At 30.6% G+C, this 21765-nt stretch carries 33 protein-coding genes and 1 riboswitch; of the genes, 15 read left to right on the forward strand and 18 right to left on the reverse strand.

The genetic code is table 11. From position 1 onward, the window contains the following. Window positions 1-65: 65 nt before the first annotated feature. The gene (locus tag QMO72_RS10040; RefSeq protein WP_103266826.1) at window positions 66-554 is read right to left on the reverse strand and encodes a DinB family protein; all 489 of its coding nucleotides are present in this window, start codon (window positions 552-554) and stop codon (window positions 66-68) included. Between the two features lie 460 nt (window positions 555-1014). Between QMO72_RS10040 and QMO72_RS10045 the strand changes: the two genes are divergently transcribed. Next, a complete protein-coding gene (locus QMO72_RS10045) occupies window positions 1015-2319 on the forward strand; it encodes a TrkH family potassium uptake protein (protein ID WP_103266825.1) in 1305 nt (434 codons plus the stop codon). Between the two features lie 147 nt (window positions 2320-2466). Then, on the forward strand, window positions 2467-2757 hold the full coding sequence (locus QMO72_RS10050; RefSeq protein WP_103266823.1) for a hypothetical protein: 291 nt from the start codon (window positions 2467-2469) through the stop codon (window positions 2755-2757). Window positions 2758-3187: 430 nt separating this feature from the next. On the opposite strand, the gene QMO72_RS10055 is transcribed toward QMO72_RS10050, so the two are convergent. From QMO72_RS10055 to QMO72_RS10090, 8 genes are all read right to left on the reverse strand, one after another. Continuing rightward, window positions 3188-3637: a GNAT family N-acetyltransferase gene (locus QMO72_RS10055; protein WP_103266821.1), complete on the reverse strand. Its 450-nt coding sequence runs from the start codon at window positions 3635-3637 to the stop codon at window positions 3188-3190. Window positions 3638-3855: 218 nt separating this feature from the next. Continuing rightward, a complete protein-coding gene (locus QMO72_RS10060) occupies window positions 3856-4671 on the reverse strand; it encodes a MetQ/NlpA family ABC transporter substrate-binding protein (RefSeq protein ID WP_103266820.1) in 816 nt (271 codons plus the stop codon). Window positions 4672-4695: 24 nt separating this feature from the next. Continuing rightward, window positions 4696-5391, reverse strand: coding sequence for a methionine ABC transporter permease (locus tag QMO72_RS10065; protein WP_103266818.1), 696 nt, complete (start codon window positions 5389-5391; stop codon window positions 4696-4698). Beyond that, on the reverse strand, window positions 5384-6409 hold the full coding sequence (locus QMO72_RS10070) for a methionine ABC transporter ATP-binding protein (RefSeq protein ID WP_069823300.1): 1026 nt from the start codon (window positions 6407-6409) through the stop codon (window positions 5384-5386). Before QMO72_RS10070 ends, QMO72_RS10065 begins: the two co-directional genes overlap by 8 nt. 86 nt (window positions 6410-6495) lie before the next feature. Continuing rightward, window positions 6496-6601: riboswitch (SAM riboswitch) on the reverse strand. A 54-nt stretch (window positions 6602-6655) separates the two neighbouring features. Next, window positions 6656-6955 (reverse strand): thioredoxin family protein, encoded by a 300-nt coding sequence (locus QMO72_RS10075; RefSeq protein WP_103266816.1) that lies wholly within the window; start codon window positions 6953-6955, stop codon window positions 6656-6658. Beyond that, on the reverse strand, window positions 6952-7344 hold the full coding sequence (locus QMO72_RS10080; RefSeq protein ID WP_046837273.1) for a toprim domain-containing protein: 393 nt from the start codon (window positions 7342-7344) through the stop codon (window positions 6952-6954). Before QMO72_RS10080 ends, QMO72_RS10075 begins: the two co-directional genes overlap by 4 nt. A gap of 267 nt (window positions 7345-7611) precedes the next feature. Beyond that, window positions 7612-7992, reverse strand: a complete 381-nt coding sequence (gcvH, locus tag QMO72_RS10085) for a glycine cleavage system protein GcvH (protein ID WP_103266815.1) — start codon at window positions 7990-7992, stop codon at window positions 7612-7614. A 181-nt stretch (window positions 7993-8173) separates the two neighbouring features. Continuing rightward, window positions 8174-8527, reverse strand: a complete 354-nt coding sequence (locus QMO72_RS10090; protein ID WP_046837271.1) for an arsenate reductase family protein — start codon at window positions 8525-8527, stop codon at window positions 8174-8176. A 143-nt stretch (window positions 8528-8670) separates the two neighbouring features. On the opposite strand from QMO72_RS10090, the gene QMO72_RS10095 reads away from it, so the two are divergent. Further along, window positions 8671-8991: a thioredoxin family protein gene (locus tag QMO72_RS10095; RefSeq protein ID WP_103266813.1), complete on the forward strand. Its 321-nt coding sequence runs from the start codon at window positions 8671-8673 to the stop codon at window positions 8989-8991. A 100-nt stretch (window positions 8992-9091) separates the two neighbouring features. Here QMO72_RS10095 and QMO72_RS10100 read toward each other — a convergent pair whose 3' ends face one another. Both QMO72_RS10100 and aroD read right to left on the reverse strand, forming a co-directional pair. Beyond that, window positions 9092-9631 (reverse strand): nitroreductase family protein, encoded by a 540-nt coding sequence (locus QMO72_RS10100; RefSeq protein WP_103266812.1) that lies wholly within the window; start codon window positions 9629-9631, stop codon window positions 9092-9094. 67 nt (window positions 9632-9698) lie between these two features. Then, window positions 9699-10418: a type I 3-dehydroquinate dehydratase gene (gene aroD, locus QMO72_RS10105; protein ID WP_103266811.1), complete on the reverse strand. Its 720-nt coding sequence runs from the start codon at window positions 10416-10418 to the stop codon at window positions 9699-9701. Between the two features lie 179 nt (window positions 10419-10597). On the opposite strand from aroD, the gene QMO72_RS10110 reads away from it, so the two are divergent. The 5 genes from QMO72_RS10110 to QMO72_RS10130 all read left to right on the forward strand — a co-directional run bounded on the left by QMO72_RS10110 (window position 10598) and on the right by QMO72_RS10130 (window position 14647). Beyond that, the gene (locus QMO72_RS10110) at window positions 10598-11023 is read left to right on the forward strand and encodes an organic hydroperoxide resistance protein (RefSeq protein WP_103266809.1); all 426 of its coding nucleotides are present in this window, start codon (window positions 10598-10600) and stop codon (window positions 11021-11023) included. A gap of 565 nt (window positions 11024-11588) precedes the next feature. Further along, window positions 11589-12125, forward strand: a complete 537-nt coding sequence (locus QMO72_RS10115) for a GNAT family N-acetyltransferase (RefSeq protein WP_069823293.1) — start codon at window positions 11589-11591, stop codon at window positions 12123-12125. A 204-nt stretch (window positions 12126-12329) separates the two neighbouring features. After that, window positions 12330-12596 carry a hypothetical protein gene (locus tag QMO72_RS10120; protein ID WP_103266808.1) on the forward strand — a complete coding sequence of 89 codons (267 nt, stop codon included), beginning with the start codon at window positions 12330-12332 and terminating at the stop codon, window positions 12594-12596. A 192-nt stretch (window positions 12597-12788) separates the two neighbouring features. Next, window positions 12789-14084: a CitMHS family transporter gene (locus tag QMO72_RS10125; RefSeq protein WP_046837264.1), complete on the forward strand. Its 1296-nt coding sequence runs from the start codon at window positions 12789-12791 to the stop codon at window positions 14082-14084. Between the two features lie 326 nt (window positions 14085-14410). Next, a complete protein-coding gene (locus tag QMO72_RS10130) occupies window positions 14411-14647 on the forward strand; it encodes a hypothetical protein (RefSeq protein WP_069823291.1) in 237 nt (78 codons plus the stop codon). A gap of 11 nt (window positions 14648-14658) precedes the next feature. On the opposite strand, the gene QMO72_RS10135 is transcribed toward QMO72_RS10130, so the two are convergent. From QMO72_RS10135 to QMO72_RS10145, 3 genes are all read right to left on the reverse strand, one after another. Continuing rightward, window positions 14659-14874 carry a YozE family protein gene (locus QMO72_RS10135; protein WP_046837262.1) on the reverse strand — a complete coding sequence of 72 codons (216 nt, stop codon included), beginning with the start codon at window positions 14872-14874 and terminating at the stop codon, window positions 14659-14661. A 249-nt stretch (window positions 14875-15123) separates the two neighbouring features. Next, on the reverse strand, window positions 15124-15330 hold the full coding sequence (locus QMO72_RS10140; RefSeq protein ID WP_103266806.1) for a TM2 domain-containing protein: 207 nt from the start codon (window positions 15328-15330) through the stop codon (window positions 15124-15126). 73 nt (window positions 15331-15403) lie between these two features. Beyond that, window positions 15404-15901 (reverse strand): hypothetical protein, encoded by a 498-nt coding sequence (locus QMO72_RS10145; RefSeq protein ID WP_103266805.1) that lies wholly within the window; start codon window positions 15899-15901, stop codon window positions 15404-15406. A 285-nt stretch (window positions 15902-16186) separates the two neighbouring features. On the opposite strand from QMO72_RS10145, the gene tsaT reads away from it, so the two are divergent. After that, window positions 16187-16369 (forward strand): type II toxin-antitoxin system toxin TsaT, encoded by a 183-nt coding sequence (gene tsaT, locus QMO72_RS10150; RefSeq protein WP_069823288.1) that lies wholly within the window; start codon window positions 16187-16189, stop codon window positions 16367-16369. Between the two features lie 108 nt (window positions 16370-16477). On the opposite strand, the gene QMO72_RS10155 is transcribed toward tsaT, so the two are convergent. Further along, entirely contained in the window at window positions 16478-16687 is a 210-nt protein-coding gene (locus tag QMO72_RS10155; protein WP_286093180.1) for a hypothetical protein, read from the reverse strand. Window positions 16688-16875: 188 nt separating this feature from the next. On the opposite strand from QMO72_RS10155, the gene QMO72_RS10160 reads away from it, so the two are divergent. From QMO72_RS10160 to vraX, 6 genes are all read left to right on the forward strand, one after another. After that, window positions 16876-17124, forward strand: a complete 249-nt coding sequence (locus QMO72_RS10160; protein ID WP_103267183.1) for a hypothetical protein — start codon at window positions 16876-16878, stop codon at window positions 17122-17124. A 116-nt stretch (window positions 17125-17240) separates the two neighbouring features. Further along, on the forward strand, window positions 17241-17372 hold the full coding sequence (locus QMO72_RS10165; RefSeq protein WP_259338283.1) for a hypothetical protein: 132 nt from the start codon (window positions 17241-17243) through the stop codon (window positions 17370-17372). A gap of 138 nt (window positions 17373-17510) precedes the next feature. After that, the gene (locus QMO72_RS10170; RefSeq protein WP_103267182.1) at window positions 17511-18473 is read left to right on the forward strand and encodes an arsenic resistance protein; all 963 of its coding nucleotides are present in this window, start codon (window positions 17511-17513) and stop codon (window positions 18471-18473) included. Window positions 18474-18700: 227 nt separating this feature from the next. Beyond that, a complete protein-coding gene (locus QMO72_RS10175) occupies window positions 18701-18841 on the forward strand; it encodes a hypothetical protein (protein WP_286093181.1) in 141 nt (46 codons plus the stop codon). Window positions 18842-19117: 276 nt separating this feature from the next. After that, window positions 19118-19294 (forward strand): hypothetical protein, encoded by a 177-nt coding sequence (locus QMO72_RS10180; protein WP_199196689.1) that lies wholly within the window; start codon window positions 19118-19120, stop codon window positions 19292-19294. Window positions 19295-19757: 463 nt separating this feature from the next. Beyond that, window positions 19758-19922, forward strand: a complete 165-nt coding sequence (gene vraX, locus QMO72_RS10185) for a C1q-binding complement inhibitor VraX (RefSeq protein WP_157821428.1) — start codon at window positions 19758-19760, stop codon at window positions 19920-19922. Window positions 19923-20283: 361 nt separating this feature from the next. On the opposite strand, the gene QMO72_RS10190 is transcribed toward vraX, so the two are convergent. The 3 genes from QMO72_RS10190 to QMO72_RS10200 all read right to left on the reverse strand — a co-directional run bounded on the left by QMO72_RS10190 (window position 20284) and on the right by QMO72_RS10200 (window position 21765). Beyond that, window positions 20284-20640: a GNAT family N-acetyltransferase gene (locus QMO72_RS10190; protein ID WP_241966316.1), complete on the reverse strand. Its 357-nt coding sequence runs from the start codon at window positions 20638-20640 to the stop codon at window positions 20284-20286. A 244-nt stretch (window positions 20641-20884) separates the two neighbouring features. Then, entirely contained in the window at window positions 20885-21271 is a 387-nt protein-coding gene (locus QMO72_RS10195; protein ID WP_103267180.1) for a VOC family protein, read from the reverse strand. A gap of 311 nt (window positions 21272-21582) precedes the next feature. Beyond that, window positions 21583-21765: a hypothetical protein gene (locus QMO72_RS10200; protein WP_103267179.1), complete on the reverse strand. Its 183-nt coding sequence runs from the start codon at window positions 21763-21765 to the stop codon at window positions 21583-21585.

Here is a 21765-nt window from a genome sequence, read left to right on the forward strand (position 1 = left end):
ATCATTTGGTTATAATTTAATTTAGCTACTGTAAAAAATTCATGCCACAACATGCAATGATAACTTTAAATATCTAAAGCTAATATATCTGTTTGATTAGGCGAATGCCCCAGCTTTCGGAACATGGTTCCAATTTGACCCTTATGATGAAACTCATGTGTGATAGAGTGAAATAATAATTGGTGTGCTGTTTTCTTTACAACCCCATGATTCACCTTCCATACCAGCTTATTTTCAATGATTGCATTAAGCTCATCTTTAGATTGATTTAACACCGCTTCTACATATAAATCCGCTTGTAAAAAATATTGTTTTATTTCGTTGATACCCATATTGTCAATTTCCACTTGATCAAATAGAGGTGTGTCCGTTTTACCAAGGACAAAAGCACCTAACCAAGCGTGATAACATCCAGCCATATGTACAAGCGTATTTTTTATACTTTTAAGACCAAAGTCAAACTCTTTTGACAGTTCTTCTTCCTCTAAATTACTACATTGTTCTAATAACAAATTGCGTGTTTGTTTCAGCCATTCATATTCAATATTTTCCATTCCTCTTCCCCTTTAACTATTTTTTACTAGTCTATCATTAAATGAGCTTAGTACAACGTCATATATCTTGCCTCATTTTTATACTGATTTCGCTTTTAGAAATACTTTTTACAGGTAATAAGTGATATGAGCTTTTTCTATTGCATCACCTACATAATCATCGCCTTTAATTATTTTATGCTACCAGTCTGATGCAAACAAAATATCTTGTATATCCTTTATTATTATTTTGACTAAACGATATAATATAATTCCAATTGTTCTCATTGATGTAAATGACAGTTAAATTTATTGATTTTATTACTATAAAAAGATTGAAAAAGTTTTAATAAAGCGTATTATAATTATCTATTAACATATCTCTAAAAGATTAAAGTGAAGGCATACGCTATAATCCAGTTTATTAGTTATTAAGTAATGAAAATCTAAAATATAATTGTTCCATAAGGAGATTGTATACGTGAATAAAATAAATAAACCCATATATTTTTATCTTTTGTTATTTTTATCAACTACATTAGTTGGTGCTGCTTTATTATATCTTCCCTATACAGGGGAAAAACCATTAGATTTTATAGATGCTTTATTTATTGCGTCCAGTGCTTTTACAGTAACTGGTTTGTCTACGATAGACATTTCATCACAATTTAATATGCTTGGTGAATCTATCATCCTCTTACTGATTCAAATCGGTGGATTAGGTATTGTAACCGTTACTTTACTTACCTTAATATTTTTAAATAAAAAAATAACTATTAAAAATAGGCACCTGCTCATGGTGACTTGGAATATTGATGAACCTGGCGGAGTAGTAAAATTAATTATTCATTTATTAATTTATAGTTTATCTACCGAATTTATTGGAGCCTTATTACTATGTTTATCGTATATACCAAAATTCGGTGTTGGCAAAGGTATTTTCGTAAGTCTGTTCACATCCGTATCAGCATTTAACAATGCTGGTTTTGCACTTTTCAAAAACAATCTAATGGACTTCACAAAAGATCCTATTACGGTGACAGTGCTCCCCCTATTAATAATAATGGGAGGAATTGGTAATTTTGTATTAATTGATTTAATTCATTCTAAAAAATTAGGAAAGCTATCTTTACATTCAAAAGTAGTCCTAGCAACCACGCTTGGTTTAATCACTATTGGTACTCTATTTTTCTTTATTCTAGAACAATATAATACTTTAAATGATATGACATTGATTGAACAATTAGGCACTTCATTTTTCCAATCTGTAACTACGCGTACTGCTGGATTCAATAGTGTTGATATGGGTGATATTCACACCTCAACAGCACTTCTAATGATGGGGCTAATGTTCATAGGTGGCGCGCCATTAAGTGCTGCTGGTGGTATAAAAGTAACTACTTTCGCTGTAATACTTGTATTTTTATTCAGTAACTTACGAAATATCGAGCGTCCTTCACTATTCCATAGAACTATTTCAGAAAAAACAATACGTAACGCATTAACAATATTTTTATTATCATTTATTTATGTACTGACTACAACTTTCATCTTGAGTCTTTTAAATGCTGACACACTATTTGTAAAAGTGTTATTTGAAGTTATTTCAGCATTTGGAACGGTTGGATTAAGTATGGACTTTACAACGGAATACGGTAATCTAACTAAAATTATAATTATTATAGTAATGCTGAGCGGGAAGATTGGCCTATTAACGCTAGCTCCTATTTTTGTAAACCCTAAAAATCGCAGATATTATTACGCCAAGGGCCAAATCCACTTGTAAATATTTAAATAAACTCTATCAGATTTTCATAGGACACATCATAATACCGCTTAAATAGCTTGATTATATATCCCGATAGCTTCAATTACAAAATCACACCACCTAAATGTTATAATTATCATTAATAACATTTAGGTGGTGTGACATATGGTAAAATTAGCTACAATAACTTTTATTAATGACAATCGTATTGACTTATATAAAGATACTTATATCCACGCTGTAAAAAACAGTTCAAATATAGATCGTTTTAACAGCCAAGTTGTGTTTTCTAATACTTTAAATAACCACATATCATCCATAAGTGATTTAGACACCTCAGACTTTGAAAAAGTAATACTAGGTATTTTTGCTGAATGTGATTTCTTTAAAATCAGTGACATTCAAGACCTTTATTTCAAATGTTCTTCTATTCATTCAATTAATTTTCTAAAATAATCTATTGATATACACAAGCTATTATATTTAAAATCATTTCTAACTTAATAGTGTGTCTTATACTTTATAGTTGTTTTATACAGCAAGACGATATTATAGTTCTCGAAGCATTTTAAAATGAATTACTACCATCACCACAAATTCAAATAACACAAAAGTATATCCTTTAATCAGCGCTTGAATTAAACAACAATGCATTCATAAATGCCCACCTTTTAATTGAGGTGGCTTTTTTCATTAATTTAAAATAACTTAATCTTAGAAGCGTGTTTGATTTTAATTTAAAGTCACTCCTCATCTTCTATTTTTAAAATATATACTTCATTTATCCCTATACTTGCCAGTATTTATATTAAGCTAGCAAAAGATAAATACGACTTGAATCGTAAATAGATTTCCCCCTCTGCTAATATTCAATGCTCTGCACTACTTATAACCGCTTTGATAAATAAATCATATCCCGACATAAAATACCATGTTCATATATTGGATCTTCATAATTCCTTTCAAAGAAGCCAAAATCTATACCAGTAATTCTAAAACCTGATTTTTGATAAAATAAAAGTGGTTGCACACTTGAATTTCCCGTTCCTACACAGATGTCTATATAACCTTGTTCTTTCGCATAATCAAAAGCATTGGCTAATAGTTTCTTACCAATGCCTAAGTTTTGCTTACTTTCAGCAACTGCGATATTAACGATTTCCACAGATTCCGTGCTCACTTCTCTTAATATGTAGCATCCTATCACTTCCATATTTTCCTTAAATACAAAACATTCTCCGTTTCTAAGATGCTCTAAAATGAATTCTTTTGAAGGATCTGCTAATAATAAAAGACTGAACGGCGCTTCTTTGATGCTGGCAATTTTTTCTATCATAAAAATCCACCTCTTTTTAAGTTAAATTTATAGCTATAATTAAAGTCATGTACTTTCAAGCTTTGTAAGTGTAACGCTGTATTTATCATATACAACACATCACAAGTGATTATTGAGTTATCTATTATTATGCCGTTTTCAATATACATTTTAAACATTTTTACAATAAAACACCTCTCAACCGATATGGTTAAGAGGTGTGTGTTATTCATTCGCTATTATTTTGCTGGTACAACGGCACCATCATATTTATCATTAATGTAGTCTTTAATCTCTTTAGATTGTAGAACATCCATTAATGCTTTAATTTTTTTGTCATCTTTTTGTCCATCTTTTACTGCAATTAAGTTTGCATAAGGATTATCTTTCGCTTTCTCCACTACAATTGAATCTTTCTTAGGACTTAATTTTTGGTCGATAGCAAAGTTAGAGTTAATAATTACGGCATCTGCTTTTTCATTTTGATAAATCTTAGGTAAGTATTCTGCAGATTGCTTATTATTAAATTTAATATCTTTTTTGTTTTCAGCAATATCTTTAAATGTTGCATTTTCAGGTTTTACACCTTTTTTAAGTTTAATTAATCCTGCATCTTCAAAGAATTTTAAGAAACGGCCTTCTTCAGCTGGATTGTTTGAAACATAAACTGTCGCACCTTTTGGTAAATCTTTTAGATTTTTATATTTTTTTGAATAAACAGCCATTGGTTCTAAATGAACATTACCTGCAGATTCAATTTTATAGCCTTTATCTTTTTTATCTGTTTTCAAATAAGGTGTGTGTTGGAAGAAGTTTGCGTCAAGTTCACCTTTATTTAATAACTTATTAGGCGTTGTATAATCGTTAATGGTTTTTATTTTCAAATCATAACCTTTATCTTTCAATAATGGTTTAGCCTTTTCTAATATTTCAGCATGTGGTGCAGGAGAAGCTCCAACTGTAATGGTCTTATCTTTTCCACCACCGCCATTACCACAGGCTGCTAAAACTAATGCTAAAACTAATACTGAAGCTAAACTAAATAATTTTTTCATTATATTAAAGTCCTCCTTTAAAGTTTATCGTTTATCAACTTTATTTGTAGCCCAGTCACCAATAAATTGAATGATGAACACAATGATTAATATTAAAATTGTAGATACTAAAATAACGTCATTTTGATTTCGTGTAAATCCAGTTAAGTAAGCCAGGTTACCTAAGCCCCCTGCACCAATTACACCTGCAATTGCTGTAGAACCAACTAAAGCAATTGCTGTAACAGTGATTCCAGAGATTAATGCTGGCATAGCTTCTGGTAAAAGTACTTTCTTCACAATCGTCCAGGTATTCGCCCCCATTGACCAAGCTGCCTCAATTACACCTTTATCAATTTCTTTAAATGCAATTTCTACAAGTCTCGCATAGAATGGTGCTGCACCAATAATTAATGCTGGTAGTGCACCAGTCGGACCGCTTATTGTGCCTAATATTAAACTTGTAAATGGTATTAATAAAAGGATTAAAATAATAAATGGAATAGCTCTAAATAAATTGACTACAAATGAAATGATACTATAAAATACTCTTGCTACCGATGATTTACTTTTCGCTGATAAGAAAAGTAGCACACCAAGTATAAGACCAAATATACATGAAAATATAGTCGCAATCACAGTCATATATAATGTTTCATAAGTGGCTAACCAAACTTCACTCCAACTCACATTTGGCATTGTAATCATCTCTTGGAGAATGTCACTAAATGAATTACCCATGCTTTAACACCTCCACTGAAACATGTTGCGCTTCTAAATCATTTATGAATTTTTCGAACTTTTCTGAATTTACATTCGGAATATGTACTGCCAAGAACCCAATTGATCCATCTTTGGTGTGCTTGATATTCGCTTCCAAAATGTTAACGTCAATGTTATGTGTCTTTGTGATGTAGGATACTAGTGGCTCCGTAGTATTTTTACCTGTAAAATTCAAACGCACGATATAATCATTTGCATTTAATGGTACAAGATCTGTAATAGATTCATCATACTCATCATCCAAATCATCTTTAACAAAACGTTTTGTAACAGCATGTTGCGGATTCTCAAATACGCTTGAAACTTGACCTTGCTCTATAACACGACCATTTTCCATTACTGCGACCTCATCACATATACGTCTGATGACATGCATTTCATGTGTAATAATCACAATTGTTAAATTTCTTTCTTCTTTAATCTTCAATAACAGTTCTAATATTTCATCTGTTGTCTGAGGATCTAGTGCACTCGTTGCTTCATCGCAAAGTAACACAGTTGGTTCATTTGCTAATGCGCGTGCAATACCTACACGTTGTTTCTGACCACCTGATAGTTCTGATGGATACGCATGTTCTCTACCTTTTAATCCTACGAGTTCCACTAAGTCTAACGCTCTTTGTTTCGCTTCACGACGCGATACACCAGCTATCTCTAAAGGAAAAGTAATATTATTTAATACAGTTCGTGACCATAGTAAATTAAAATGTTGAAAAATCATACTCACTTTTTGACGTTTTTGTCTTAACTCTGATTTAGATAACTTACCAATTGTATCTCCATCAATGATAACGTCACCTGAAGTCGGTTGTTCTAGGTTATTTAAAAGTCTAATTAACGTACTTTTTCCTGCTCCAGAAAATCCAACTACACCAAAAATTGAGCCTGATTGAATACTTAAATCAACATGATCTACTGCTAGTACGTCCTGTTTTTTCGTCTTGTACCTTTTGACTATTTGATTTAACTCAATCATCACAGTTGCCTCCTAAATTATTGCTCTATCAATTAAAAAATGCTTTCCCTTTGTTCACTTAAGAATAGAGAAAGCATTAATCGCTTCTCTCATCTCTAAAGTTAAAGTAACTTTATGTGACTTGGCACCATTTCTGTTACAGACGGTTGCCGGGCTTCAAAGGGCACATCCCTCCACCTCTCGTGATAAGAGTTTCATTATTTAATTATTTTTAATCCTACCATCGCACTAATGTTTCGTCAATAACTATTTCAAATTTTCTAACAAATATGGTACTGATTGAAAGGCATAGATTCTTTTTTGTTCTTTCCCTTTCGACATGACCATAAGTACTGGCACAGATTGTATTTCATTTATTTGGCTAAAATTTGGATGAAAATTCAAATCTATTTTTGTTACTGGTAATTTCAAAATTTCATTGGCGATACCTAACATACGTTCGGATATCTTACATGTCCCACACGTCGGTGTGTAACCAAATATAAGATGTTTTTCTTTTTCATCGTGTTCATGTATATCTACATGTTCTTCCCTTGTTACATTCATGTCAATAAACTTACCCTTTCAGCTATATAATCCAATTTTGCTTTTGCTACTTTTTCTTCATCTTTTACAGCAAAACCATGTTTACTTAACACTCTAGATAAATATGGTTTTGGACATCGTGCAACTTCGCAATATTGTTTATCTATTCTTATATGTCTACTTTCACTTAAATATCGTTTGAACCATTTACGTATTTTCTCGCCTTCGCGATCTGAATCAACGAGAATAAATACTTGTTTATCATACAAAGATTCTATCATTTCGTCTAGTTTTCCGACGCCCATAGTACCGTTTGTACATATGATATCTATTGGCTGATCAATCACTTGCTTTACCCGCTTTTTGTCTGATTTTCCTTCGACAACAATCACTTGGTTTAGTAACGTCATGACATCCACCCTCTAAAAGTTGATAGTTAATGCTTTCTATTTAGTTTTTCACGATCGTTTAAGGTTATAAACATAATTTACATATTCCTAATTTCATCTTATTATCGATACAACGTTTTGTCATCTAAAGGCTTTCAAAGCACCTTGAATTCGTATATTAACAAGTCTACTTTACAAACTATTTATATTAGACATGCGTATCTTAACATCATTTACTTATATAAAAGAAAAACTCCAAGATATGTTATATCGTGGAGTTTAAATATTTTATTCGCCAATCATTTCAGAGTATTGCTCAGCTGATAATAATTCATCTAATTGGCTTTGGTCACTTAATTCAACTTTAACCATCCAAGCTTTATCAAATGGTGATTCATTTACGAATTCTGGGCTATCTTCTAATCCTTCATTAGCTTCGATAACTTTGCCAGATACTGGTGCATATAATTCTGAAACTGTTTTTACGGATTCAACACTACCAAAAGTGTCTCCTTCATTAATTTCATCGTCAACTTCTGGTAACTCAACGAATACGATATCGCCTAATTCACCTTGCGCATATTCAGTTATTCCAATTGTTACTGTGTTACCTTCAATTTTAACCCATTCATGCTCTTTAGAATATTTTAATTCACTCGGTACTGCCACGAGAATCCCCTCCTAAATGATTTTACATGTTTAATGATGCCACATGAATAGCCTTCAAGCAACTATTTCCTTGAATATAATGATAATTTCAAAGGATTTAATACCAAAGGATAAAGCGTTTTCTTAAGTTGGTTAAATACTCAGTTACTTCGACAAGTTTTTACCATCTTTAGCGTGACTTTTACAACCAAGTTTCTTTGTATTCATCTTCTTTAAAACCAACAGTCACTTTTTCTCCAGAAACTGCTAATGGTCGTTTAATCAACATACCATTTTGCGACAATAAATCTAATTTTTCATCATCTGTTAAATCTTTAAGTTTGTCTTTCAACCCTAGTTCACGGTATTTCGCCCCATGTGTATTAAAAAGCTTATTAATTTCAATATCTGTTGCTTCTATAATATCTTTAAACTCACTTTTAGTAGGTGTATGTTGTACAATATCAATTGGTTCAAAGCTCACACCATATGCTTGTAAAAATTTAGCGGCCTTTTTACAAGTTGTACAATTAGGATACTGGTAAAATTTTATCATGATTCTGTACCTCCTATGTCTAGTTAACACTAATATATCAAATTTATTAGTAAAACGCTCTAAATATCAAGCTGATTTTTTTTATAATAGTTAAAAGTCGTCTATAATATAGTTCATAATAAGTAAATAAAGGAGTTATTACGATGCAATCAATTAATACAACTGATTATTTTAAAGAGACCGTACAAAGCGATAAACCAGTCATCATTAAATTCGAAGCAGGCTGGTGCCCAGACTGTAAAGCAATGGATATGTGGATTGATCCAATTACTGAAAAATATAATAATTACCAATGGTTTACCGTCGATAGAGACGAACTAGAAGATGTAGCAGCTGACAATGACGTTATGGGTATCCCTAGTTTATTAGTATTTAAAAATGGTGAAAAACTTGCTCATTTACATTCAGCTAATGCAAAATCTCCAGAACAAGTTGAGTCATTTTTAGAAGAAACATTTAAATAGTAAGTCATAACTATTTTTCCTTAAAAAGGTAGGTGCCTCATTAACTGAGCACCTACCTTTTTTATATGTTATATGATTAATATTAGCTGATTATATACTGTCAAAATTTTTGAATGATATTTTCTGTGTGGCGTTTTTTATAAGGCATTTCATCTTCTAAGTCCGTTAAATATAGAAACCCTACTAAACGTTCATCTTCTTTCACATCAAATAACGCCTCAATGTTCGGATCAAAAATATATGGTGGTGTTTTCCAACAACTACCGATATTCACTTCATGCAATAACAACATAAGATTTTGAGTAAAAGCACCAAACGCCATATTGTTTTCTAAACTATCTAGTTGTTTAGTATCTTCTTTTAAAATCAAAGCCAACATGCCACCAAGATTTGTAACGACCTGATAATGGTCTGCTTGCTTTTTCGGTTGCTCTGCGAATGCTATTTTGGTAAGTAATTTGCTCATATCCCCTAGTCTATCTTTAGCGATGTGGACTACTCTCCATGGCTCTCTATGACCATGATTGGGTGCATCAGTTGCTTGTGCAATTGCTTTGTATAAAGCATTGTCATCTATGGTCATATCTCGTTTGAAGTTTTTTACACTTCTCCGTTGCGCTATCGCATCTTGTAATTCCATAATAGTATCGTCCTTTCGTTAATGATAACTATTTTCAATTATAAATCAGGATACGATTATTTTCAAATTACTCATATATGTCCAATTGTTGTTGTAACTTGCGCACGTGTATTTGCCCAGGTGCTTTAGGACTATCCAAACAACCGTATGAAATTGAACCCCCAAATAAACCTTGTGCAGTTCTAGACACAATCCCCAGCTTAGACATTGCAATACCTACCACTTTTTGAGGTACAGCGTCAGCTGTTTCTGCCATTGCTTCTAATAACTTAAGGACATCTTGTTTATCGTGTGGCATGACCGCAACCTTTAAATAATCTGGCTCTAGCTGATGCATTTTAAAATAAAGATGTTTTAAACCTTCTAAAGTCGGCGTTTTTTTGAAATTGTGATGTGACAATACCACTTCTATTTGATTATTGTGCGCTTGATTAATCAAATCTTGCAATGGTTGTGTGTCTTTCATCTGATCAAATTCAATATCTAACATATCGATATATTTCATAGTAGCTATTTCACTCAACGTGTGTAGATACTGTTCGTATGAGAGACTACCTTCCCCACCTTGTGACGCTGTGCGATAGGTAACTAAAACTTTTTTCCCTAAATGTAATCGATAGAGATGATCTAATACCCCTGCTAAATGTGTTTTATCAAAGTTATGCCATTGATCTATTCTTAATTCAATAATTTGTATTGCATCTTGATATTGTACTAAGTCATCAATGGTAGACTGCGAGAGTTCTTCTGTTGGTGCTATCGTTACTGCTATATCTACTTTAGTCATAATGATTACGTCCTTTATTTTAATGATTAAAATGATTGTATAACAATTTTCGAAAATAACACAATCATTAAATAGCCTATGCGCTTCATTGAATTTATTATACATTAATACTTATTTATATGATTTAAAACTGTTTCTAAGGGTAAAGATTATTATTAAGTCTTTTAGGAGGTAATAGAATGGCAGTAAACTATGAAACGAAAGCGACAAATACAGGTGGCAGAAATGGCCACGTTCAAACTGATGATAAAGCAATTGATGTAGCAGTTATCCCACCAGCTCAAGCTGATGCAGAAAAGGGTACAAATCCTGAGCAACTATTTGCAGCTGGCTATGCTTCATGCTTTAACGGTGCATTTGATTTAATTTTAAAACAGAATAAAGTAAGAGGTGCAGAACCAGAAGTTACTTTAACTGTACGTTTAGAGGATGATCCAGATGCAGAAAGTCCTAAATTAGGTGTATCTATTGACGCTAAAGTAAAAAATGTATTATCTCAAGAAGATGCAGAAAAATACTTACAAGATGCACATGATTTTTGTCCATATTCAAAAGCCACACGCGGTAATATCGATGTGGATTTAAATGTAGAAGTAGTAGACTAATATATTTCATACAAAACATTCGAGACACAAAGGCCCATGTTTAAAATAAAAGTACACCTTCATTTTTAGTGAAGGTGTACTTTTTTGTAGTTGCACAATTATTTAAGATTATATACTTGCTTAATCATTGTCTTATCCTATGTATTAGCATATCGTAAAAAAATCAGTTAACTCTTATACACCAAAATTTCACTATATTCAGTTCCCTATCATTTTCTATGATTATCAAACCATATTTAAATGGATATTGCGCACTTATCTATTTATCATATATTACGAAAATCTTCTTATTATATACCTATATGAAAAACCTTTCTTAATTCCAGCAATTTTATTCTCTTTTTATTCTATACTAGACCATTACTTAAAAATAATATCAATAAAGTTATACACTCTATAAAATAATACTTTTTTATATTTTGAATTATAAGCGCTTACATATTTTTTGTTAAAAACCAAAGATAGTATTGCTCAAATAATTTTTTTCCTTTAGTATTAGAATTAATTAACAAAACATATATTATAGTTTTATAATAAATACTTCGGAAAGTTCAGGAGGCCTTCAATGACTCATATTCGTTATTTAACAATTGATGATTTATCTATTTATTATACATTTTTATTGCAAGGCATCCATAAAGAGCATGAAGTTTATGCTTGGAAATTACAAAATGAAAAATGCTTAACCAAGGCTAATATAAAAGGCTTGCTGTCAGAACACAATGACAATTACACAGTCATTGGGATTTTTGAACAAAATGAATTAATTGGTGCAGTGACACTCATTCATGATAATACTTACGACATCTCACACAAAGCAGTTATGGAAAATATGTGTGTTAAAGGAAATGATCATAGTTCAAAAGAACGTATCGCTAAATTATTAATGCGCTATATCTTTCAAATTTGTCATGAAAAAGAAATTGAAATTTTAATGACTTCCCTTGTTTCAAATAATATTAGTGGCAAAGTATTTTTCAGCAACCTTAACTTTGAAACACTTGGTTTAGAACATCACGCTAGAAAATATGACAATTATTATGTCGATGAACATTGGTTGATTTACTACTTTAACGGCAATGACTTGGAGATATTTGATTAAAAAATAAACAAAACTGTGTATCTGTTATGCCATTGCACAGTTTAAGCTATAGACGCTTCTAATTCGACGTATAATTTATTAAAATAACTTGCAATTACTTTAATAAGCCAATATCATTTTATTAAGTTATCCTTCGTCACAACTATTCAGTTTCTATTTGTGACTTTAGAAATCATCTTTCATATTTAGAGAGGACTGAACATTTTGAAATATGCTACGACGTTATTATCATTATTTTTATCATTAATTACACTCGCCACACCTTTATTATCAATTAATAAAGTATTAGATGGGAACCTTCCTATATTGGCTGGAGGTTTGTTTATTTTAGGTGTTTTATTGTTAAATTTATATGCTCTTTTACGTGGCGATCGCATCGCTAATATATTCGCAATGGCTGTATCGATATTTTCATTTATCTTATTAAGTTATCCTTTATGGTATACATATCTAACAGCTTTTGTAGCTTAAAACTTCAAATATAGAATGACTATTGCATGTTTCGTCTTATCCTATACGCTTTATACTAACTTCGAATTTAGTATAAAGCGTTTTTTCTATTCCTATTTATTACTTTAAATTATTTATTGGCATTTTTCACATTTTAATTTTACAAATATTCTGAAAGCGCTATAATGAAAAAATAAGGGGGGAATAAGAAATATGAATTTAGCTATATTAGGTTTTGTCATGATTGTCATTTTTATGATATTAATTATGACACGAAAAATGTCAGCATTAATTGCCTTGATTGTCATTCCGACAATTTTCGCATTAATAGGGGGTTTCTATGCGGGCCTTGGTAAATACATGCTCGAAGGCATAGAGACTGTAGCACCAACTGGTATCATGCTTACATTCGCTATCTTATATTTTGGGGTTATGATAGATGCGGGTTTGTTTGAGCCTGTCATCAATCAAATTATTAAAGTGGTTAAAGGGGATCCAGTTAAAATTGCAATTGGTACAGTTATTTTGGCATCAATGGTTGCCTTAGATGGCGATGGTACCACTACTTTCATTATAACTGTGACAGCAATGATGCCACTTTATAAAAAGATTGGTATGAGTTTATACACACTTTCAACATTAGCACTTTTATCTATAGGTGTTATGAATATGTTACCTTGGGGTGGACCTACAGCACGAGCGATTTCATCGTTACAGGTCACTACTGAAGAAGTATTTGTGCCTATCATTCCTGCTATGATTGCAGGTATTGTATTTGCATTTGGTGTCGCGTACATCTTAGGACAGCGTGCACGAAAATATATCACATCTAGTACAAATATTGATTTAAACGATGTTAAAGTAAATAATACAAAAGAAGAATCTTTATTAAAACGTCCAAAAATGATTATACCCAATGCAATATTGACAATTTCTTTAATTGTCTGTCTTGTTATTGGTTTATTGCCTATTCCAGTTATGTTTATGCTTTGGTTTGGTGTAGCGTTATTAATCAACTACCCTAACCTGAGTATTCAAAATTCCGTAGTAAAAAAACACGCCGGTGATGTGCTAGCTGTAATCAGTCTAGTGTTTGCTTCTGGTATTTTCACAGGTGTTATGAACGGAACGAAAATGGTTAATGAAATGGCTAATGCTTTAGTACATATCATTCCTGATGCAATGGGTAATCATTTTGCATTAATTACTGCCATTCTTAGTGGTCCATTTACATACTTTATGGCTAATGACCCTTTTTATTATGGAGTATTACCAATACTTGCAGAATCGGCACAACAGTTTGGCATCTCTAAAGTAGACATGGCAAGAGCATCCGTTTTAGGACAACCATTACATGTATTGAGTCCTTTATATGCTGCAGGTTATTTACTCGTTGGTATGCTAGATATTGAATATGGACAAAATCAACGTATTGTTATTAAGTGGGCAGTCGGCTCAAGTTTATTTATGATATTAGTCGCTTGTATCCTTGGTATCATACCTTGGTAATAACTACAAAATCATTTTAATATAAAATTAAACCTGGAAGCACATTATCGAGTGCTTCCAGGTTTTTATATGATTCATGCCATACATTTATATTTATACATAATATCAATATAGCTACTTTGAACAACAATTAATAAATATTTAAAAATATTTTGATTAGTTTAGTTCGTAACTTGGGTATAGATAAGAAACATAACAATCTACCACAACGTTATTACATAACTAGGAAATATGATTCAACATAAATCTTTTACTAATTATCGTTTTAATTAATGCCTATCGGGTAAAAGTTAACGTAGAATTTACATTATTAAGGAGTGTTTTTTATGAATCGGCTTAGTGAATGTAATTATATTAATCCTTCAAAAGTTTCACTAGATTGGGAATGTTTTGTTCTTAGTAAAACTGACATGGAATTGGATGGATTGCCAAAAGAACTAATCAATGCTTGGATGGCACAAAATATAATTGAACCCTTCTCTATTAGAAATAACGAATTAAATTTTAAAACCAAAGATATTAGAGAAGCACTAGCAAAACAAAATTGGTATTATGAGACATAAAACTTTGCTTATTAAGCTAAATTTAAATTAGTACGGTATAAACTAAGCGCTCTATTAGCAGAAGCCAAAACTTCATGATCCATATAATTACTATAAAAATATGAGTGTAATTCTTTATAACATGTTGCTTGTTTTGGGAAAAACTTGTCTCTTCTTATGTTATGAGCTAACTGACCAAGTGGTGTATCGTCTGCTTCAAAACCTATTACAAAATCATAAAATGTCATAAGCATTACCTCGATTATATATATTTTAATCGTTACATGTTTTGTTGTATTTATATCTTTGCTTAATCATATCAAATATTTAAAATTTGTCTATCACGGTATATTTAAATTTATATCAAAATTGTTCCCACATTCTTTTCATAGCAATATTTAATTCAAATATGTAAAAAATGTAAAAAATTTATGTCATTTTAGTTAATGTACAAAAGCGACGCCTTTCCATAATTTTGAAAGGCGCCGCTTTTGTATTTATACTAACACATTTCCATTCTGATCAGCAGGTTTAAATAACGTAATAACCGCTCCTACCACAGCTAATATTTGGGGAATACCTGTCCAACAAAATACTAAATAGAGTAATCCCATTCCGGTCTTTCTAGCATAAAATTTATGGATACCGAATCCACCTAAGAAAATTGCGAGGACAATATAAATGACTTTATTTACTTCATTCATGCTTTCATCTCCTTAACACTGCGCTTTATAGTCATTTCCTATATATTATTTAAATTAATTATCACTTTATTTTTTATGACTGATTATACACTTCTTCAAAAAATGCTTTTTCAAGTTTCAAAATTTCTGTATATTCGTTTGGCATAATTTCATTACTGAGTTCAATTGCTCGTGATAAAACATAATCAAGTAATTGATAATCTGTTGCAGGATTATTAAAATGTTTTTTTACTTGCTCAATTAATGTATTTTCTTCAATAAGCACTACTGCCCTGCCATAGACTTTATCTATTTTTCCACGTTGAAAAACAGGTTCTAAATAATTAATAATTTCCTCAACTTGATTAAATGCTTCAAATCCTGTTTGTATATGTGCTTTAATCTTACTGGCAATTTGCTTTAATCTTTCATCTTCTTGTTGATTATCTGGCATTAAATAACTACGTATCGTATTTTTTTGTTCAACAATTTTCGCTTCAACTTCCTCATATTTCAGTTGATTCCCATCATTTTCTTTTAACTCTTGTAATAATCCCTTTATTTCATCTAAATTCACATTATTTTCCCCCATTTTAATAGGCCCCTTTTCTAATGTTATTTATTAAAATAATATAGTCTTTATGTTACCTTATTTATACTTTCTAAAACCTACATTTCTAAATTTCTAAATATTTATAGATATATTAGCGCACAACATATCTAATTTTCACATTTTACTATTGCTAGTACTTAAATAGTGATAAGATAATAATGCTATAATAATAAATTGCAATTTCATCTTTGTACATCACAGCATTGATCAAACAATTTTTTTCATCATTTAAAAGTTCTTATATATTGAAGGAGGTGTAGCGTTTTGAGTCTACATTTCATGATTGTCTTCTGGTTATCATTTGTTTTTCTAGTTGCTGGCATCGTATCTCTCATTGCCTACAAGATCAAAGGTTCACATGAAGCTAAAGAATCTCTACTTGGATTAACTGTAATATTAATGCTTTTTGGAGTTGTTGGGATACTATTCTCCCTTATATTTAGTTAAATTTTAAATTTTATAAAGTTCTGAAACCATGTTAAATGTAATGCTATCGTCATTATGCTATTGAATGTGTTTCAGAACTTTATTTTTTAGTTGTTTTCCCTTCAAATCTTAATCAGTTAAAAAACTGTAAATCGTTAACATGATTAATATTAAAATAAAGTAATATATAAATCGTTTGTATGCTCTATACTTCTCTTCTTTAATTTTCTCAGGTGAGTGATTTACATTTTCATGCAATCGAGTATTGATAAATAAAAAGGGCATGGTTGCTAAAAAGGCAAATACTAGTGCTAAAATAATAGCTAGTAATATATTCATATCATCACCTCAATTTCACTTCATTTTCACTGACCTTATTCCCTATTGTTCTAAATTTAATGACTATGTTACTTACATTATTTTAGTACACTATTATAAATTAGTAATTCTTTGTATTTATGGTTTATAATGTAAGTAACCATATGAACGCGAGATAAACCTATAAAAATGAATTAGGAGGGATCACTTTGAAATTAACTTATTTACCTCAATGGGAAGTCATTAATCAGAGTCAAAAACAATTTGTTATTCAGGAAGATTCAAATTCCCTGTCTCTAGTAAGTCCTATAAACGACTATGCTATGGGAATATTGAGCCAAGTCTTTTTCACTCTCAATAACGGTGAAGTCACTGCTACAAAAGTCGAGAACAATAGCAAAGCACTTAAAGTTGAAGTCAATGAAGCGCAGTCACAAATTAAAATTTTAGATCTTTAATTAAAGTCTAAATTCGTTTATATCTCATAATATATACCACGCTAGATTCTTGCATTTATCAAAAATATTGAAATAATATTCAATATAATTCTACTAATGAATGGTGAGTGATGAATATGAAATTATTCAAAAATATACTTCTTCTTGTAACAGGTGTATTAGTCATACGTGCATTGCTATTGAGTGTAGATAATTCAAATGAGGAAAAAATTGAGAACAAAGTAAGTGTACAAGATAAACAAAAATGATAGTTTTGTTACAACACAATTACATTTCCTTATGGAATTGTTAATTGTGTTTTTTCTAATTTTATCGGCTTAAACCACTTTATTTCTAGCGTATTCTAGTTAAATAATGTAAAGCATACATTTTAAATCGAGGTAATTATGTCAAACTTAAAAACACACATAGAACATCATCAAATTTATATCTACTTTGTAGCATTAATCTTAGGTACTATTGCTGGAATAGCTTCAGTTACTTTGTCTAGTATTTTAGATTATTTTGTCACGCTTTTTATAGCTATATTAATGTTGAGCATGTTCTCACAAATACCATTTTCAACTCTTAAAAACCATTTTTTACCGGTTAAATATATCATTGCATTGATCCTATCAAACTTTATTCTTATTCCTATGTTAGTATATGGATTAATTCATTTATTCAATATAACGTCTTTCCCAATTTTAATAGGTTTATATCTCGTATTATTGACCCCTTGTATTGATTATGTCATTGTGTTCACAGCTTTAGGAAAAGGAAATGCTCAATACATGTTAATTTCAACACCTATTTTATTTATACTACAAATACTATTGTTACCCTTTTACTGTGCTTTATTTTTAAATAGTCATGTACTCACACAAATAGATAGACAACCATTTGTAGAAGCCTTTGTAACGCTTATAGTTCTTCCACTAGTATTTGCAATACTCATGCAACTATTTAGTGAGAAATTTAAACCTGTGCAACAATTACAAGTTATGGTTAGTTGGCTTCCAGAATTGTTTATGGCCCTTGTGCTTTTTATAGTAGTAGGCTCACAAATCAATACAATACTTCAAGACTTATCTATTGTATTAACCGTTATCCCTATTTATTTATGTTTCATGATGAGCGCACCTTGTTTAGGTATATTATGTGGTAAGCTTTTTCGATTAGATGTACCTACATTACGCACCTTAGCTTTCAGCAACGGTACAAGAAATGCACTCGTTGTTTTACCCTTAGCGCTCTCCTTACCAAACCAATGGGTCACAGTGGCTACGACAGTCATCGTGACACAAACACTTACTGAATTATTCGGTGAGTTAGTTTACATCAAATTAATACCTAAATTTATAAAATAGTGCTTATCTATTTCATACTAATATAAAAGTAATATCCATGCTTATAACGTGAACTATTTTTATAAATGTAAATTATATGACTCCATATTATATATTTCATTTAAAAGTTTACATTCGAAAAATATACGATAATGATATAAAATAATAGTAATACTTTTCTTAATTATGCTGTTATTTTTCTATGCGTAGGTTAATTTAAGTAATTTAAAACAAAGGGGCTTGATGTTTTGAAGAAACTTCCATTATTTTTATTAGGGGCTGCTACATTACTATATTTAGGAAAATCTATTTTTAGTTTTCTTACAGAAGATGATAGTACCGAGATTGATAACATGGTAGATGAAGACAGAACAAATACACAGTTTTAATCCATCCTATGGTTGGAACTGAATCATTGTCGAACATTTTAATAGCAACAGCACATTCATGTTAAATTGTGCTGTTGCTATTTTTAATTCATTATTTCACACTATTCATCCCTTTATTGTCGATTTTTACGATTCAAATAGTTTTATTTTCATGTAAAGTGGTATAAACTGTTAACGAGATGTAATTTTACACTTATACATTATTCATTCTCTAACTACTAGTGACATACGGTTAAACCTTTGCACACTCGTAATCCGTTTAATGAGGTGATAAAGATGCAAATTTTAAGAAAAGTTTATGAAGATGAAATGCTCATTTATCATATAAAAACAAATTTAGGATTAATTATTAAAGTTAAAACACACGCGAATTTAAGTAACGAAGAAGTTGAGCAAACACTCATCAATATATCTAATGATATGGATGAGAAATTAAAAAGTAATATTGAATAATACGTTACAAAGACTTTAACATCCCCCTATTCCCTTTATATTTCTATGAGATGTTTCAATCAAATCAAAACACGCCACATCATAAAGTGGCGTGCCTACTAGAAAATATAATTTCACACTAGAGTTTGGAGGACTTCTTGTGCTTACTCTATCTATACCCCTTTTAAATAATTAAAAACTGAAATACTCAAAAAAATTAAGCGCTTTCAATAATAAATTTTGATTTTCATTCATTACTACTTATAACTTATAATTCTACAAGTTACTTTTGTAAAAATTTAATTAAAATCAACCATACTGTTGGAAAACAACTAAACAAAAAGTTATCCTATAGATAAGGTGTTTATAACTTCGCTTATTAAATAGTAATATTAACGCTGTTATATTCAAAGTGAATTTCTTTGTTATTTTAGTTTAATTAAATATATTCACATAGAAGTGTTATAGAAAAAGGGATGATGGAATGGAAATCTTACGTAAAGTTTATAAAGATGATGAGCCCGTTTACCATGTCAAAACTGACAAAGGCTCTGTTGTTAGAATTAAAGGCTCCGATGAATTAACAGAAACAGAAACACAAGAACTGTTAACGTTAGTTTCTCAGGATATAGACAAAATGAAAAAGTAAATTATGCTTGAGATAAGATATATTAAGTTTATATTCTAAGAACAATAATCGTATAGCAGTTAAGGGGCAGTATCAATATAATCTTAATATTTCAAAAAGAAAATATAAACTCACTTTTTTATTTAAACTTGATACTTTCTAGATAATACTATCACTTCTTGCCTAGTACTTATACATGAATGTATCCTCGACAAGTCATTACTTCCAAATATAGTTTGCTATCTTTTCTGTTAAACAAGTCTTAATAATTATTTCGAACAGATGAAACAGCGAATGTATTGTATTTTTAAAATTATATATAAAAACACCTCTGTAAACGGTATACCGCTTACAGAGGTGTTTTTTTAAGTAAAGCATAAAATCATTTCACTTCTAAAGTCATATCAATATGAGGAATATTGTCTTCGAGATAAATCTCTGAAACACAAATAAAACCAAAAGAACTATAAAAAGATTTTAGGTGTGCTTGACCAGATATTTTTATCGTAGTTTGATTGTATTGTGCCTTTATTACATCAATCGTCTTTTGTACAATTTCACGACCATAATGCTTTTTTCTGTAATTTTGCGTTACTAAAACTCTACCGAAGCTTACATATGATTGATGATCGATGATGCGTGTGTATGCAACAATGTCATTCCCATCTTTAAGCATGACATGTATTGCATTAAAATCTGCTCCATCCACTTCTTGATAAGCACAATTCTGTTCTACCACAAAGACCTTCACCCGCGATTGAAGAATATGTAGCAATTCCTGATTAGTGAGTTCCTTTGTATGTTTAACAACTAAATCCATATTATCCCACCTAATTTTAAAAATAGTACTCGCTTCACCCTATCGTCAAACTAAATATGACTATTAGGAATAAAGTTAGCACTATAAAAATATTGTTTATACAATGATTATATAACGCATCATACTCACTTTTTTATCCATCCTCAAATTAATTTCAACAACGTCATTGTTCAATTAGCTGAATTAAATTACCACATGTATCATCTATGACTGCTAATTTAATATTTTCTACTTCTTTGGGTTCAGTATGAAAAGTCACATTCGCTTCAACTAATGCACGATGTACATGATCTAAATTTTCAACACCAAACATCGTTATAGGTATGCCTGCTTTGTATAAACTTTCTTGATAATTTTTAGCTATTGGACTTTCATTCGGTTCTAAAACAATTTCCACAGGATTGTTAGAGTGTGCTTCTTTGACCGTTAACCATTTAAATCCGCCCCCCATAGCTTTATCATGTACGAGGTCAAAACCTAATTTTTCAGTATAAAAAGTTTTAGCTTTTTCTTGATCATCAACAAAAATACTCATAGCAATAATTTTCAATTTTTTTCACCCTATCCTTTATTTTAAAATATGACAGCTTCAGTATTCCTAAATGCATAAACTATTAGTTATATTCCCTTATAAGTGTTTTCTATCCTCATAGATCTAATATATTGCTTCACATGAATTCTATATTAGTATTAAACTGTAGAAAATGATTCAGGTAACTATTTTACTGTAAAAATAGCATTAATTTAATCTCATAAATACCGTATACAAGCAAAACGACTATCGTCAAAGTTGTAGTCACTGTCGATAATCTAAGCATGCAGAAAACGTACATATTATATTTTCTTAGTTAAACAAAATAATCATTTTTTATAAACTATCGTAATAAAATAATCTACACCTTCTACACTATTAGTCACTGCTGGTGTCACACTTATAATTTCATAATGTTGTGCGTCAGTCAATTGTTGTAAGTATTTGTTTACCCGATCATCAAAAGCTTCAAAATCTTCTTCATATTTCATATGCAGTGTTTTAATTCTCAT

Source organism: Staphylococcus casei, assembly GCF_030294405.1.
GTDB classification, from domain to species: domain Bacteria; phylum Bacillota; class Bacilli; order Staphylococcales; family Staphylococcaceae; genus Staphylococcus; species Staphylococcus succinus.

Bases quoted from the DNA above. Each gene is read 5' to 3' on its own strand.
- QMO72_RS10180 (WP_199196689.1), top strand. From the start codon at position 19,118: ATGCAAATTTTAAGAAAAGTTTATGAAGATGAAATGCTCATTTATCAT.
- QMO72_RS10060 (WP_103266820.1), bottom strand. From the start codon at position 4,671: ATGAAAAAATTATTTAGTTTAGCTTCAGTATTAGTTTTAGCATTAGTT.
- QMO72_RS10130 (WP_069823291.1), top strand. From the start codon at position 14,411: ATGAATCGGCTTAGTGAATGTAATTATATTAATCCTTCAAAAGTTTCA.
- QMO72_RS10100 (WP_103266812.1), bottom strand. From the start codon at position 9,631: ATGGAATTACAAGATGCGATAGCGCAACGGAGAAGTGTAAAAAACTTC.
- QMO72_RS10055 (WP_103266821.1), bottom strand. From the start codon at position 3,637: ATGATAGAAAAAATTGCCAGCATCAAAGAAGCGCCGTTCAGTCTTTTA.
- QMO72_RS10115 (WP_069823293.1), top strand. From the start codon at position 11,589: ATGACTCATATTCGTTATTTAACAATTGATGATTTATCTATTTATTAT.
- QMO72_RS10095 (WP_103266813.1), top strand. From the start codon at position 8,671: ATGCAATCAATTAATACAACTGATTATTTTAAAGAGACCGTACAAAGC.
- QMO72_RS10080 (WP_046837273.1), bottom strand. From the start codon at position 7,344: ATGACGTTACTAAACCAAGTGATTGTTGTCGAAGGAAAATCAGACAAA.
- QMO72_RS10040 (WP_103266826.1), bottom strand. From the start codon at position 554: ATGGAAAATATTGAATATGAATGGCTGAAACAAACACGCAATTTGTTA.
- QMO72_RS10165 (WP_259338283.1), top strand. From the start codon at position 17,241: ATGAAATTATTCAAAAATATACTTCTTCTTGTAACAGGTGTATTAGTC.
- QMO72_RS10145 (WP_103266805.1), bottom strand. From the start codon at position 15,901: ATGGGGGAAAATAATGTGAATTTAGATGAAATAAAGGGATTATTACAA.
- QMO72_RS10110 (WP_103266809.1), top strand. From the start codon at position 10,598: ATGGCAGTAAACTATGAAACGAAAGCGACAAATACAGGTGGCAGAAAT.
- QMO72_RS10155 (WP_286093180.1), bottom strand. From the start codon at position 16,687: ATGAATATATTACTAGCTATTATTTTAGCACTAGTATTTGCCTTTTTA.
- QMO72_RS10140 (WP_103266806.1), bottom strand. From the start codon at position 15,330: ATGAATGAAGTAAATAAAGTCATTTATATTGTCCTCGCAATTTTCTTA.
- QMO72_RS10090 (WP_046837271.1), bottom strand. From the start codon at position 8,527: ATGATAAAATTTTACCAGTATCCTAATTGTACAACTTGTAAAAAGGCC.
- QMO72_RS10170 (WP_103267182.1), top strand. From the start codon at position 17,511: ATGTCAAACTTAAAAACACACATAGAACATCATCAAATTTATATCTAC.
- QMO72_RS10135 (WP_046837262.1), bottom strand. From the start codon at position 14,874: ATGACATTTTATGATTTTGTAATAGGTTTTGAAGCAGACGATACACCA.
- QMO72_RS10065 (WP_103266818.1), bottom strand. From the start codon at position 5,391: ATGGGTAATTCATTTAGTGACATTCTCCAAGAGATGATTACAATGCCA.
- QMO72_RS10050 (WP_103266823.1), top strand. From the start codon at position 2,467: ATGGTAAAATTAGCTACAATAACTTTTATTAATGACAATCGTATTGAC.
- vraX (WP_157821428.1), top strand. From the start codon at position 19,758: ATGGAAATCTTACGTAAAGTTTATAAAGATGATGAGCCCGTTTACCAT.
- QMO72_RS10075 (WP_103266816.1), bottom strand. From the start codon at position 6,955: ATGAATGTAACAAGGGAAGAACATGTAGATATACATGAACACGATGAA.
- QMO72_RS10200 (WP_103267179.1), bottom strand. From the start codon at position 21,765: ATGAGAATTAAAACACTGCATATGAAATATGAAGAAGATTTTGAAGCT.
- QMO72_RS10070 (WP_069823300.1), bottom strand. From the start codon at position 6,409: ATGATTGAGTTAAATCAAATAGTCAAAAGGTACAAGACGAAAAAACAG.
- QMO72_RS10125 (WP_046837264.1), top strand. From the start codon at position 12,789: ATGAATTTAGCTATATTAGGTTTTGTCATGATTGTCATTTTTATGATA.
- aroD (WP_103266811.1), bottom strand. From the start codon at position 10,418: ATGACTAAAGTAGATATAGCAGTAACGATAGCACCAACAGAAGAACTC.